Below are 13,298 nucleotides of genomic sequence, written 5' to 3'. Positions count from 1 at the left end.
TCCAGAGCGCACCGTAGCGCGGATCAGAACGCAGCACGGTAAGGCAGGCTCACGTGACGAGTGCTCCACAGCGGCGCGCAGAGTGCGCGCCGGGGGAAAGGAATCCTCTTCAGTGACTGATGTCGAACTCCACGCCGGGGGCGTGGACACCAGCGACCTGACCTCGCTCAAGGTGGCGGAGCTCCAGGCTCTCGCCGCCGAGCTCGGCCTCCAGGGCGCGACCCGGCTCCGCAAGGGCGAGCTGGTCGAGGCGATCGCGGCGGCTCGCGCCGCGGCTGCCGGAACCGAGGCGCCCGCCGAGCCGGAAGCGGCTGAGCCCGTCTCCATCGAGACGGCCGCGGCCGAGACCGAGCAGCAGGCGGACCACGCGACCGCGGCCTCCCAGGTGCTCATCGAGCCGCTCATCGCCGAGCCCGTGGCCGACGAGCCCTTCGTGGGCGACGCCCTCCTCGCCGAGGTCGTCGCCGAGCCGCGTCGCCGCGGCTCGCGCCGCGTCTCCAGCCCGGACGGCACGGGCATCGCCCCGTCGACCAGCGTCGGCGCCGGCACCCACGTCAACACCGGCGAGACCGGTGTCGAGTCGCTCATCCCGGACGTCGACGCTCTGCTCGACTCCGCGCTCGCCTCCCGCGAGCAGGCGCAGCGCGACGGCCAGGGCGGCGGACGCCGTCGCCGTGGCCGCGGCCAGAACGGCCAGGGCCAGCAGAACGGCCAGGGCCAGGAGGCCGACGAGCAGTCGGCCGAGACGGCTGCGCAGACCGAGTCGGCCCGTGGCGACCAGAACCGTGGCGACCAGGGCGCCGAGCAGCAGGGCGACGCCGCCGAGCAGGGCGGCGAGCAGCAGCCCTCCGGCCGCAGCCGCCGCAACCGCAACCGCAACAAGGGCAACGCCCAGAACGGCGAGCAGGGCGGTCAGCAGAACCAGCAGGGCGGCCAGCAGAACCAGCAGGGCGGCCAGCAGGGTCAGCAGAACCAGCCGAAGGACCTCCAGGGCGACGGCGGCCAGCAGCGCGGCCAGCAGAACCGCGGCCCGCAGGAGCAGCAGCAGGGCGAGGGCGACCGCGCCTCCCGCTACCGCGACCGCAACCGCAAGCGCCGCGGCGGCGTGGGCGGCGACGAGCTCGAGCCCGAGATCGCCGACGACGACGTGCTGATCCCCGTCGCGGGCATCCTCGACGTGCTGGACAACTACGCGTTCGTCCGCACCACCGGCTACCTCCCGGGCGCCAGCGACGTCTACGTCTCGCTCGGCCAGGTCAAGAAGTACAACCTGCGCAAGGGCGACGCCGTGGTCGGCGCCATCCGCCAGCCGCGCGACGGCGAGAACAACAGCCGCCAGAAGTACAACGCGCTGGTGAAGGTCGACTCGATCAACGGCCAGACCGTCGAGGAGGCCGCGACCCGCGTCGAGTTCGGCAAGCTCACGCCGCTGTACCCGCAGGAGCGCCTGCGCCTGGAGACCGAGCCCGGCAAGGTCACCCAGCGGATCATCGACCTGGTCGCCCCGATCGGCAAGGGCCAGCGCGGCCTCATCGTCGCGCCGCCGAAGGCCGGCAAGACCATCGTGATGCAGCAGATCGCCAACGCGATCACCACCAACAACCCCGAGGTGCACCTCATGGTCGTGCTGGTGGACGAGCGTCCCGAAGAGGTCACCGACATGCAGCGCACGGTGAAGGGCGAGGTCATCGCCTCCACCTTCGACCGTCCCGCCGAGGACCACACCACCGTCGCGGAACTCGCGATCGAGCGCGCCAAGCGCCTGGTCGAGCTCGGCCACGACGTGGTCGTGCTGCTCGACTCGATCACCCGCCTCGGCCGTGCGTACAACCTGACGGCTCCGGCCTCCGGTCGCATCCTGTCGGGCGGCGTGGACGCGTCCGCGCTGTACCCGCCGAAGCGCTTCTTCGGCGCCGCGCGCAACATCGAGCACGGCGGCTCGCTGACCATCCTCGCCTCGGCGCTGGTGGAGACCGGCTCCAAGATGGACGAGGTGATCTTCGAGGAGTTCAAGGGCACCGGCAACATGGAGCTCCGCCTGTCGCGCCAGCTCGCCGACAAGCGGATCTTCCCGGCCGTCGACGTCAACGCCTCCGGCACCCGCCGCGAGGAGATGCTGATGGGCCAGGACGAGGTCAAGATCACCTGGAAGCTGCGTCGCGCCCTCGCCGGCGTCGACCAGCAGCAGGCCCTGGAAATCGTGCTCGGCCGCCTCAAGGAGACCTCGAGCAACGTCGAGTTCCTCATGCAGGTGCAGAAGTCGATGCCCGCGCCGACCAACGGCCACGGCAACGCGCACTCGCACGGCCACGAGAACGACCACCGCTAGCTGACGAAGCGTCCGTCCGCCGCGCCACTGTGCGCGGCGGGCGGGCGCTTTCTCGTTTCCAGCCGCGCCTCCAGAAAGAAGTCACGCATGTTCGAGTCGGTCACCGGCCTCATCGCCGAGCACGACGACCTCCAGCAGCAGCTCTCCGACCCCGAGCTGCACAGCGACCCGGTGCGCTCCAAGAAGGTGAACCGCCGCTACGCGGAGCTGTCGCGCATCGTCGCCTCGTACCACCAGTGGAAGCAGCTGTCGGACGACCTGGAGGCCGCGCGTGAGCTGGCCGCGGAGGACGAGGCGTTCGCCGAGGAGATCCCCGGGCTGGAGCAGAGCCTGGAGGAGTCCGGCGAGAAGCTGCGCCGCCTGCTGATCCCGCGGGACCCCAACGACAGCCGCGACGTCATCATGGAGATCAAGATGGGGGAGGGCGGGGCAGAGTCCGCGCTGTTCGCCGGCGACCTCCTGCGCATGTACCTGCACTACGCGGACTCGAAGCGCTGGAAGGCCGAGATCATCGAGCAGACCTCCAGCGACCTCGGCGGCATCAAGGACGTCCAGGTCGCCTTCAAGGGGTCGTCGAGCGATCCGGCCGAGGGCGTGTGGGCGCACCTGAAGTACGAGGGCGGCGTGCACCGCGTGCAGCGCGTGCCGGCGACCGAGTCGCAGGGCCGCATCCACACGTCCGCCGCCGGCGTGCTGGTGTTCCCCGAGGTGGACGAGCCGGAGGAGGTCGACATCAACCAGAACGACCTCAAGATCGACGTCTTCCGGTCCTCCGGCCCCGGCGGCCAGTCCGTCAACACGACGGACTCCGCGGTGCGCATCACCCACGTGCCGACCGGCATCGTGGTGTCGATGCAGAACGAGAAGAGCCAGCTCCAGAACCGGGAGGCCGCGATGCGCGTGCTCCGGGCGCGGCTCCTCGCGAAGCAGCAGGAGGAGGCGGACGCAGAGGCGGCCGAGTTCCGCAAGGGCCAGATCCGCACGATGGACCGCTCCGAGCGCATCCGCACCTACAACTTCCCGGAGAACCGGATCGCCGACCACCGCACCGGCTACAAGGCGTACAACCTCGACTCGGTGATGAACGGCGCCCTCGACCCGGTCATCGAGTCGAACATCCTCGCCGACGAGGAGGCCCGCCTGGCCGACCTCGGCAACGACTGACGCCGAGACGGCCCAAAGTGCGGCTCTGAGCGCCGAGGCGGCGTATTCTCCGCCGTTTCGCTGCTCAGGGGCCCACTTTGCGCCCTCTCGAGTGGGTCAGATGTAGAGGGCGGGGTGCTCCCACTCGTCGCCGGCGATCTGCTCGTGGCCGGAGCGCGGGCGCGCCCGCGCCGGCACGCCCGTCAGCACCGAGTCCGGGGGTGCGTCGTGGACGACCACGGCGTTCGCGCCGATGACGGTGCGCGTGCCGATCTCGATCGCGCCGAGGACCTTGGCGCCGGCGCCGACCGTGACGTGGTCGTGGATGGTCGGGTGGCGTTTGCCGTGGCCGCTGCCGCGTCCGCCCAGGGTCACGCCGTGGTACAGCATCACGTCGTCGCCGATCCACGTGGTCTCGCCGATGACGACGCCCATCCCGTGGTCGATGAAGAAGCGGCGGCCGATGCGGGCGCCGGGGTGGATCTCGATGCCGGTCAGGAAGCGCGTGAACTGGGAGAGCATCCGTGCGGGCATCCGGAAGCCGGCCCGCCAGAGGCGGTGGGCGACGCGGTACGACCAGACGGCGTGGAGGCCGGAGTAGACCAGCGCCACCTCGGCGCCCCCGCGCGCGGCGGGGTCGTGGGTGCGCGCGTTGCGGATGTCCTCGCGCGCCCGGAACAGGGGCACGCCGTCAGTCCAGCAGGTCGGCCCAGAGGGCCGTCGAGATGTACCGCTCACCCGTGTCGCAGACGATCGCGACGATGGTCTTGCCTGCGTTCTCCGGCCGCTTGGCGACCTGGAGGGCGGCCCAGATGATCGCGCCGGACGAGATGCCCGCGAGGATGCCCTCCTCGCTGGCGAGCTGCTTGGCCACGGCGATCGAGTCGTCGAACGACACGTCGATGACCTCGTCGTACACGGAGGTGTCGAGGATCTCGGGGACGAAGTTCGCGCCGAGACCCTGGATCTTGTGCGGGCCGGGCTTGCCGCCGTTGAGGATGGGGGAGTCCGCCGGCTCAACCGCGATCACCTGCACCTCGGGCTTGCGCTCCTTGAGCACCTGCCCGACGCCGGTGATGGTTCCTCCGGTGCCGACGCCGGAGACGAAGATGTCCACGCCGCCGTCGGTGTCGGCCCAGATCTCCTCGGCCGTGGTGGCGCGGTGGATGGCGGGGTTGGCCTCATTGGCGAACTGGCGCGCCCAGATGGCGTTGTCGTTCTCGGCGACGATCTTCTGGGCGGCTTCCACCGCTCCGCGCATCCCGTCGGGGCCGGGGGTGAGGACGATCTCCGCGCCGAACGCGCGCAGCAGCACCCGCCGCTCCTTCGACATCGTCTCCGGCATGGTCAGGATGACCCGGTAGCCGCGGGCCGCGCCGACCATCGCGAGGGCGATGCCGGTGTTGCCGCTGGTGCCCTCCACGATGATGCCGCCCGGGCGCAGTTCGCCGGACTTCTCGGCGGCGTCGATGATCGCGACCCCGATGCGGTCCTTGACGCTGGCGGCGGGGTTGAAGAACTCGAGCTTCGCCAGCACGGTCGCACCGGCGTCGGCGGCGATCCTGTTCAGCTTGACGAGGGGAGTGCGTCCGACGGTTTCGGTGATGTTCTCGTAGACCTGTGCTGGCATGGCCTCCACTCTATTCCGCCCGGGGCCTCGGTGGCGGCCTGTGACGGTAAGCTCGTCGGGCCATGTCTGACGCCGCGCCCTCCACCGTCCGCTCCCTCCGCGACGAGACGGTCGCCGCCCTCGCTCAGGCGGGGGTGCCCGATCCGGAGGTGGACGCCGACCTCCTCCTCGCCTTCGTGCTCGGCGTCGGGCGCGGCCGGGTGCAGGCACTGGTGGTCATGGATGCCGCGATCGACGCGGACGACGCCCGCCGGGTGCGCGAGCTCGCCGCCCGCCGGGCCACCCGGGAGCCGCTGCAGCACATCACCGGCACTGCGCCGTTCCGCTCCCTGGAGCTCGCGGTCGGCCCCGGCGTGTTCGTGCCCCGGCCGGAGACGGAGCAGGTGGTCCAGTTCGCGATCGACGCCCTCCGGGCCGTGCCGTCCGCCGAGCCGGTCGGCGTCGACCTCGGGACGGGCAGCGGCGCGATCGCTCTCGCGATGGCGACGGAGGTCCCGCACGCCCGCGTCTACGCGGTGGAGAAGTCCCCGGAGGCCTTCGCCTGGACGCGCCGCAACGTCGAGTCGGTGGGCGCTGCCAACCTCCAGGCCGTGCTCGGAGACCTCGCCGACGCCCTCCCGGAGCTGGACGGCGCGGTGGACGTCGTCATCTCCAACCCGCCATACGTGCCGGACGACGCGATCCCGCGCGACCCGGAGGTGCGGCTCTTCGACCCGGCCGCGGCGCTCTACGGCGGCGCCGACGGGCTGGACGTCGTGCGCGTCATCTCCGGCGTCGCGCGGAGGCTGCTCCGCCCGGGCGGGACGCTGGTCCTGGAGCACGGCGAGCTGCAGGGCGCGCAGATCCGCGAGCTGCTGACCGCCGACGGCTGGCGCGCGGCGGCGACGCACCGCGACCTCACGACCCGCGACCGGGCGACGACCGCGCTGCGCTAGCTTCGCAGATTTGTGCCGAATGGCGCGATTCGCGCCGCGAATCGCGCCATTCGGCACAAATCGCTAGCGCGCGGCCCGCTCGTGGGCGCGTGCGACGGCCTCGCGCTCGCGCTTGCGGGCCTCGCGCAGCGCCTTCTCGGCTTCGCGGCGGGCTTTCGTCGCCTCGCGGACGGCCTTGTCGCGCGGAAGCGGCTCCGGCCGCGGCTCGGACGCCACGACCGGCTCGCCGGCGGCGCGGGCGGTGACGTAGCGCTCGATCCCGTCCAGGATGCGCTCCAGCCCGAACGCGAAGTCGTCCTGCTCGTCCTCGGCGTCGGAGTACCCGCCAGAGGCGACCAGGGGAGCGAGGTCGGGGAACCGCTCGGGCGTGACGAGCTCCGCGAGCGCGGCCGTGAACGCCTCCCCGCTCTGCGGCGGCGTCGTGCCCTTCTCGCGCGCCTGGCGCACGTCGCGCTCCACCACCCCGACCGCGCGCGCGTACGACGACAACAGCAGCGCCGTCGACATCTTCTCCGCGTCGGTCAGCGGCAGGTCGCGCATCTCGCGCAGCCCCCAGTCGAGCACGGCGAGGTTGTTCGGCATCAGCGGGATGCCGGAGATCGGGATGTCCGGGAACCACGGGTGCGCCTGGATGACCTCGATGGTGGCCATCGACCAGCGCCGCAGCCCGGCGCGCCAGTCCGCCCCGCGGTCGTCCTCGGCCGGGATCGGGACCTCGCACACCGCGTCCTGCATGAGCGCGAGGACGTCGTCCTTGCTCGTCACATAGCGGTACAGGGACATCGTGGTGAAGCCGAGCTCCGTCGCAATGCGGCTCATCGAGACCGCGGCGAGGCCCTCCTGGTCGGCGACGCCGATCGCGGTGTCGACGATGCGCTCGATGCTCAGCTCGCGCTTGGGTCCGCGCTGCGGCCGCTCGGCGACGCCCCAGCTCAGCGCGACGGCGCGGGGGAGCGCCTCCTCGACTTCGTCCGCCATTGAGCACGCCTTCCCGGTTCGGTGTTGACACCCATCCTAGAACTGTGTATCACTTAAACGAAATGGTATGCGCTATAAACAGTTTGCAACGTACACAGAACTCGGAAGGAACCGGATCATGACAGCACCAGCGATCGAGGTCGCCGGACTGCGCAAGTCCTTCGGCGCGCAGACCGTCCTCGACGGGGTCGACCTGCGCGTCGAGCGCGGCAGCGTGTTCGCCCTGCTCGGCCCGAACGGGGCGGGCAAGACGACGTTCATCAACATCCTCAGCACCCTGGTCGCGCCCGACGGCGGGAGCGCGGTGATCTGCGGCCACGACGTCGTCGCCGACCCGGAGGGTGTGAAGGAGTCGATCAGCCTCACCGGCCAGTCCGCGGCGGTGGACGAAGTCCTCACGGCGGAGGAGAACCTCCGGATGATGGCGCGGCTCTCCGGCTTCGGCCGGGCGGAGGCCGCACAGCGCGCCGCCGAGCTGATCGACGGCTTCGACCTCCGTGACGCCGCGCGCAGGCGCGTGAAGACCTACTCCGGCGGCATGCGACGCCGGCTCGACCTGGCGCTCAGCCTCGTCGCGACGCCGCCGGTCATCGTCCTCGACGAGCCGACCACCGGGCTCGACACCCGCAGCAGGCAGGCGCTCTGGGCGATCATCCGGGACCTCGCGGCGGGCGGCGTCACCATCCTCCTCACCACCCAGTACCTGGAGGAGGCCGACCAGCTCGCCGACCGCATCGCCGTCCTCGACCACGGCACGATCGTCGCCGAGGGCACGGCCGTCGAGCTCAAGGCGCGCGTCGGCGGTGAGGTCGTGGAGCTGCGCGACGCCGCCGACGAGATCGTGCGCGAACTGCCCACCGACGGCACCGTCGACGGCCTCCGGGACGCGATCGACGTGCTCGACCGCCTCGGCGTCGCCGGCGCGTCCATCTCCATCCGCAAGCCCAGCCTGGACGACGCGTTCCTCGCGCTCACCGGCACCCGCACCGAGCCCCAGAACACCGAACTCCAGAAGGAGGCCGTCCGATGACCGCACTCACCGCTCCCGCCCTGCCGGGCGCCGTCCCCACGCGCCGCGTCGGCCGGGCCACCGCCACCGCGGTGTTCATCGGCCGCAGCGTGCGGCACTCCCTCCGCAACGTGGAGGCGCTGACAATGGCGATCGTCCTCCCGGTGATGCTGATGCTGCTGTTCACGTTCGTGTTCGGCGGCGCGCTCGACAAGGAGGGCGGCTACGTCGACTACGTCGTGCCGGGCATCATCCTGCTCTGCGCCGGGTTCGGGGCCTCCAGCACCGCGGTCGACGTGGCGGAGGACCTGAGCAACGGCATCGTCGACCGGTTCCGCACCATGCCGCTCCAGGCCGGCGGCGTGGTCACCGGGCACGTCGTCGCCAGCCTGCTGCGCAACCTGCTCGCGACCGGCGTCGTGATCGGCGTCGCGCTCGCGGTCGGCTTCCGTCCGACCGCGAACGTGCTCGAATGGCTGGGCGCGCTCGGGATGGTCGCGCTCTTCATCCTCGCCATCACCTGGCTGTACGCCGCGATCGGCCTCGCAGCGGCCAACCCGACCGCCGCCAGCGGCTACGGTTTCGCGCTGCTGTTCCTGCCGTACCTGTCGAGCGCGTTCGTGCCCACCGACACGATGCCGGGCTGGCTGCAGTGGATCGCCCAGAACCAGCCGATCACGCCGATCATCGAGACCATCCGCGCGTTCCTGTTCGGTCGCGACCCGGGCAGCGAGCTCTGGTGGGCGCTCGGCTGGTGCGCGGTGATCATCGCCGGGGCGTACGTGTGGGCGGTGTGGCTGTTCCGCCGCAAGGCCGGGAGGCGCTGAGGCGGTCGCTCACCGCTCCGCGAACGCGCGGATCGCGGTGAGCATCCCGTCCGTGTCGAACGTCCCGTCGTCGGCGCGCGTGAAGTGGTGGGCGTGCATTCCCGCCTCACGCGCGCCCTCGACATTGGCCAGCGAGTCGTCGAACAGGATGGCGTCCTCCGGCCGCGCCCCGAACCGGCCGAGCGCCCTGGTGTAGATTCGCCGCTCGGGCTTGCGGGCTCCGAGCACCGCCGAGACCAGGTCGTTGCTGCCGAGGATGTCCGCCACGTCGGGCATCAGCACGGGCAGCGAGTCCTTGAACGGGATCGGGTTGTTCGACAGCAGCGACACCGTGCCGAGCGCCGCGGCGACGCGCAGTGCCGCCACCGACCCGTCGATCCGGGTCATGGCGGCCTTCCTGGCCTCCTGCCACTGCTCCAGGGTGAGGTGCGCCCCGGTCACCTCCGCGAACGCCGCGAGGTACTCCTCGCTCGTGGCGTACTCGCCGATCTCGGCGGCGCGCTCGTGGCCGCCCGCCCACCAGCTCGACGCGAGCCGGTACTGGCTCACGCCGCTCAGCTCGGCGAGGCGGGGGAGCCGTTTGTGGAAGTCGTAGTCGTACAGGGTCTTGTCGCAGTCGAAGAAGTAGACGTCCATCGCCACCAGTATCGTCCCGCGCGGGGCACTGTCGCAGGGAACCTTGCAGTGGCTCAACTATCATGGGTGCCGTCATGGCTCCCATCTACGACTGCTCCGTCGACTCCGAACTGCTCACCGGCATGCGCCTCGCCCGAGGCGCCATCGGCCGCGGCGAGCTCGTCGTGATCCCCACCGACACCGTCTACGGCGTGGCCGCCGACGCGTTCAGCCCGGCCGCGGTGCAGCGGCTGCTCGACGCGAAGGGGCGCGGCCGGCAGTCGCCGCCGCCGGTGCTCGTGCCCGGCATCCCTACGCTCGCGGCGCTGGCGGAGCACGTCCCCGCCGAGGTCGACGCGCTCGTCCAGGAGTTCTGGCCGGGCGGCCTGACCATCGTCCTGCCCGCCGCGCCCTCCCTGGTCTGGGATCTCGGCGAGACCAAGGGCACCGTCGCGCTGCGCATGCCGCAGGACCGGATCGCCCTGGAGATCCTCTCCGAGACCGGTCCGCTGGCCGTCTCGTCCGCCAACCTCACCGGCCGCCCGGCCGCCCGCACCGCCGCGGAGGCGGAGGCCATGCTCGGCGAGTCCGTGTCCGTCTACCTCGACGGGGGAGAGGCCGGGACCGCGTACGAGCGCGTCGAGGGCAAGGACTCCTCCTCCACCATCGTGGACGCGACCGCTCTCGCCGCCGGCGCGGGCAAGCTCCGCATCCTCCGGCACGGCGTCATCACGGCCGAGCAGCTCCGCGCGGTCGTGGGCGACGCGCTCGCCGACGACGACGGCGAGCAGGCCGCGGCCGACGACGCCGAGGCGGTCGCCGACACCGCCGCGGACACCTGAGCCCGTGACGCTCTTCCTCGCCCTCGCACTCATCTCGGCCGTCATCACGTTCGGGATGTCCCTGGTGGTCTACCGGGTGGCGATGCGCTTCAAGCTCTACCCGAAGATCCGTGAGCGTGACGTCCACACCCGGCCGACGCCCCGGCTCGGCGGCGTCGCGATGTTCCTCGGGATCCTCGTGGCGTTCGGCGTCTCGTGGCTGCTGTCCAGCCAGTTCGGCGTGCTCTCGCTGATCTTCTCGGACGCCGGCCCCATCATCGCGATCCTGGGCGCGGCCCTGCTCATCGTCGTGCTAGGCGTGGCCGACGACCTGTGGGACCTCGACTGGATGACCAAGCTCGCCGGTCAGTTCGTCGCGGCCGGGATCGTCGCCTGGCTGGGCGTGCAGATCTACTCGCTGCCGATCGGCGGCCTCACCATCGGCTCGCCGGTGATGAGCATCGTGATCACGCTGTTCGCGATCGTCCTGGTGATGAACGCGATCAACTTCATCGACGGCCTGGACGGGCTCGTCGCCGGTGTCGCGCTCATCGCCAACGGCACCTTCCTCGTCTACACGTACCTGCTGCAGCGCGACATCAGCCCGCAGAACTACTTCAGCCTCGCGGGCGTGATCGCGGCCATCCTGGTCGGCGCGTGCGCGGGCTTCCTGCCGCTCAACTGGCATCCGGCCAAGATGTTCATGGGCGACGCCGGAGCGCTGCTCATCGGCCTGCTGATGGCCACCTCCGCCATCTCGGTGACCGGCACGATCAACCCGGAGGCGCTGCAGACGCTCGGCAAGTCGTCGCTGGTGCCCGCGTTCATCCCGGTCACCATCCCGTTCGCGGTGCTCGTCATCCCGCTGCTCGACTTCGGGCTGGCCGTCGTGCGCCGCCTGCGCGCGGGCAAGTCGCCGTTCAGCGCCGACCGCAAGCACCTCCACCACCGGCTGCTCGACATGGGCCACTCCCACCTGCACGCCGTGTTGATCTTCTACGCGTGGACCGCCGTGCTGTCGATCGGCTGCCTGCTGTTCTTCTTCGACCCGTACTGGATGGCCATCGTGTTCGTCGCGATCGGCCTGGTGATCTGCACCGCGATCACCCTCGCGCCGCTCAGCCGCCGCAAACTCAACGAGGCCGTCGCCGAGCTCGCCCCCGCGGGGAGCAAGGAGGCCGAGGAGACGGCGAAGTACGACCAGCTCGACATCGCGAGCGAGAGCATCCCCGTCACGATCCCGCCGGGCGAGACCGACGACCCCACCACCAAGGAGACCCGATGACCGACCACCAGGACGGGGCGCCCGACGCCAAGCGCGCGGCGCAGCAGCCCACCTCGACGCCGGTGCTGAAGGACGTGCTCAAGTACGGGTTCATCCTCGCCGCGGGCATCGCCGTCGTCGGCATGGTGCTCGGCGGCATCTTCGCCGGCTGGGTCGGCGTCACCAGCGCGCTCATCGGCACGCTCATGGCGGCCGTGTTCCTCAGCATCACCGCGCTCAGCATCCTGATCGCCAACCGGTTCATCGGCTCCGACCTCTTCGTCGGGCTGTTCTTCGGCATCGTGCTGGGCGGCTGGATCGTCAAGTTCGTGCTGTTCATCGTGCTCGCGCTGCTGCTGCGCGACCAGCCCTGGATCAACCCCGTGGTGCTGTTCCTGAGCCTGATCGCGGGCGTGATCGGGTCCCTCGTCGTGGACATGATCGTGGTCTTCCGATCCCGCATCCCCTACGCCAGCGACGTCACGCTGCCGGGGGACAAACGCTGAACCTTATCCGATTCGTTACCGGTTGAAAACTCTTGTAGAGTTGTCAGTGATCCCCCACCCGCCGCGCCCACGCAGCATCGGAACGCACACGCCGGGTGTCCACCGTTCGTCGTCGCGAGAGCTTTCAGCTCGACGCCCCGAAACAGGAGATAGCGCTGTTAGCTAACGCTGTGAACCTGCTGGTCCAGGCCGCAAGCTCCGATGGAGGAAGCTTCCAGGGGCCCTCGATCGATGAGTTCTTCCCACCGACTCTGTTCACCATCGCAGGACTCGAGTTCAACCGCATCACCGTGGTTCGGCTCATTTCGACCCTCGCGCTGATCCTGATCTTCTGGCTCGGCACCCGCAAGATGAAGATCATCCCCGGGCGCTTCCAGTCCGTGGTCGAGATGGGCCTGGACTTCGTCCGCGTCAACATCGCGGAGGACCTGCTCGGCCGCAAGGACGGCCGCCGCTTCCTCCCGCTGCTGACCACCATCTTCTTCATGGTGCTGTTCTTCAACATCACGGGTATCATCCCGTTCCTGAACATCGCGGGAACCGCGGTCATCGGAACGCCGCTCGTGCTGGCCGTCGCCTCCTACATCGCGTTCATCTACGCCGGTGTCAAGAAGAGCCCGAAGAACTTCTTCCGCAACGCCCTGTTCCCGCCCGGCGTGCCGTGGTTCCTCTACATCCTGGTGACGCCGATCGAGTTCGTCTCGACCTTCATCCTGCGTCCCATCACGCTGACGCTCCGACTCCTGATGAACATGGTCGTCGGCCACCTGCTGCTCGTGCTGTTCTTCACTGGCACCGCGTTCTTCATCTTCACGCTCAGCGGTCTCTGGTCGCTGTTCGGCGTGGTGACCTTCGCCTTCGGCTTCGCATTCTCCCTGTTCGAGATCCTGGTGGCCGTCCTCCAGGCATACGTCTTCGCACTGCTCACGGCTGTCTACATCCAGCTCGCAGTCGCCGAGGAACACTAACAACGGTCCGCGCAACCGCGCGTCCCGCTATCACGGAAGGAAACACATAACGTGGACATCGCTGCTATCAACGGCAACATCGCCACCGTCGGATACGGCCTCGCCGCCATCGGCCCGGCCATCGGCGTGGGCATCGTCGTCGGCAAGACCATCGAGGGCGTCGCCCGTCAGCCTGAGCTGGCCGGCCGTCTCCAGGTCCTGATGTACATCGGTATCGCGTTCACCGAGGCGCTCGCGTTCATCGGTATCGCCGTCGGCTTCATCTTCCAGTAA

At 70.1% G+C, this 13,298-nt stretch carries 14 protein-coding genes; 10 read left to right on the top strand and 4 right to left on the bottom strand.

Going from position 1 to position 13,298, the window contains the following annotated elements:
• Nucleotides 1-112: 112 nt before the first annotated feature.
• Together rho and prfA are read left to right on the top strand one after the other, a co-directional pair.
• Nucleotides 113-2,329: a transcription termination factor Rho gene (gene rho / locus ABCS02_RS14970; RefSeq protein WP_345836465.1), complete on the top strand. Its 2,217-nt coding sequence runs from the start codon at nt 113-115 to the stop codon at nt 2,327-2,329.
• Between the two features lie 87 nt (nt 2,330-2,416).
• Entirely contained in the window at nt 2,417-3,493 is a 1,077-nt protein-coding gene (gene prfA, locus ABCS02_RS14965; RefSeq protein ID WP_345836464.1) for a peptide chain release factor 1, read from the top strand.
• Nucleotides 3,494-3,589: 96 nt separating this feature from the next.
• On the opposite strand, the gene epsC is transcribed toward prfA, so the two are convergent.
• Together epsC and cysK are read right to left on the bottom strand one after the other, a co-directional pair.
• On the bottom strand, nt 3,590-4,159 hold the full coding sequence (gene epsC, locus ABCS02_RS14960; RefSeq protein ID WP_345836463.1) for a serine O-acetyltransferase EpsC: 570 nt from the start codon (nt 4,157-4,159) through the stop codon (nt 3,590-3,592).
• Nucleotides 4,160-4,163: 4 nt separating this feature from the next.
• Complete coding sequence (gene cysK, locus ABCS02_RS14955; protein ID WP_345836462.1) at nt 4,164-5,102, bottom strand: cysteine synthase A; 939 nt, start codon at nt 5,100-5,102, stop codon at nt 4,164-4,166.
• 62 nt (nt 5,103-5,164) lie between these two features.
• On the opposite strand from cysK, the gene prmC reads away from it, so the two are divergent.
• Nucleotides 5,165-6,037: a peptide chain release factor N(5)-glutamine methyltransferase gene (gene prmC, locus ABCS02_RS14950; protein WP_345836461.1), complete on the top strand. Its 873-nt coding sequence runs from the start codon at nt 5,165-5,167 to the stop codon at nt 6,035-6,037.
• A 63-nt stretch (nt 6,038-6,100) separates the two neighbouring features.
• On the opposite strand, the gene ABCS02_RS14945 is transcribed toward prmC, so the two are convergent.
• Complete coding sequence (locus ABCS02_RS14945; protein WP_345836460.1) at nt 6,101-7,015, bottom strand: TetR/AcrR family transcriptional regulator; 915 nt, start codon at nt 7,013-7,015, stop codon at nt 6,101-6,103.
• 118 nt (nt 7,016-7,133) lie between these two features.
• Here ABCS02_RS14945 and ABCS02_RS14940 point away from each other — a divergent pair, with 118 nt between their 5' ends.
• Together ABCS02_RS14940 and ABCS02_RS14935 are read left to right on the top strand one after the other, a co-directional pair.
• Nucleotides 7,134-8,045 (top strand): ATP-binding cassette domain-containing protein, encoded by a 912-nt coding sequence (locus tag ABCS02_RS14940; protein ID WP_345836459.1) that lies wholly within the window; start codon nt 7,134-7,136, stop codon nt 8,043-8,045.
• Complete coding sequence (locus ABCS02_RS14935; RefSeq protein WP_345836458.1) at nt 8,042-8,851, top strand: ABC transporter permease; 810 nt, start codon at nt 8,042-8,044, stop codon at nt 8,849-8,851. The genes ABCS02_RS14940 and ABCS02_RS14935 overlap by 4 nt, the downstream gene beginning before the upstream one ends.
• Nucleotides 8,852-8,860: 9 nt before the next feature.
• Here ABCS02_RS14935 and ABCS02_RS14930 read toward each other — a convergent pair whose 3' ends face one another.
• A complete protein-coding gene (locus ABCS02_RS14930) occupies nt 8,861-9,487 on the bottom strand; it encodes an HAD-IA family hydrolase (protein WP_345837320.1) in 627 nt (208 codons plus the stop codon).
• Nucleotides 9,488-9,561: 74 nt separating this feature from the next.
• Between ABCS02_RS14930 and ABCS02_RS14925 the strand changes: the two genes are divergently transcribed.
• From ABCS02_RS14925 to atpE, 5 genes are all read left to right on the top strand, one after another.
• Entirely contained in the window at nt 9,562-10,308 is a 747-nt protein-coding gene (locus ABCS02_RS14925) for an L-threonylcarbamoyladenylate synthase (RefSeq protein WP_345836457.1), read from the top strand.
• 4 nt (nt 10,309-10,312) lie between these two features.
• Entirely contained in the window at nt 10,313-11,572 is a 1,260-nt protein-coding gene (locus ABCS02_RS14920; RefSeq protein WP_345836456.1) for an MraY family glycosyltransferase, read from the top strand.
• Nucleotides 11,569-12,057 (top strand): hypothetical protein, encoded by a 489-nt coding sequence (locus ABCS02_RS14915; RefSeq protein ID WP_345836455.1) that lies wholly within the window; start codon nt 11,569-11,571, stop codon nt 12,055-12,057. Before ABCS02_RS14920 ends, ABCS02_RS14915 begins: the two co-directional genes overlap by 4 nt.
• Before the next feature lie 170 nt (nt 12,058-12,227).
• The gene (gene atpB, locus ABCS02_RS14910) at nt 12,228-13,025 is read left to right on the top strand and encodes a F0F1 ATP synthase subunit A (protein ID WP_345836454.1); all 798 of its coding nucleotides are present in this window, start codon (nt 12,228-12,230) and stop codon (nt 13,023-13,025) included.
• Between the two features lie 51 nt (nt 13,026-13,076).
• A complete protein-coding gene (gene atpE / locus ABCS02_RS14905; RefSeq protein ID WP_179607020.1) occupies nt 13,077-13,298 on the top strand; it encodes a F0F1 ATP synthase subunit C in 222 nt (73 codons plus the stop codon).

Source organism: Microbacterium sp. X-17 (assembly GCF_039615055.1).
Note: the sequence above shows the minus strand (reverse complement) of the source record. Positions and strands in the feature narration are given on the sequence as shown.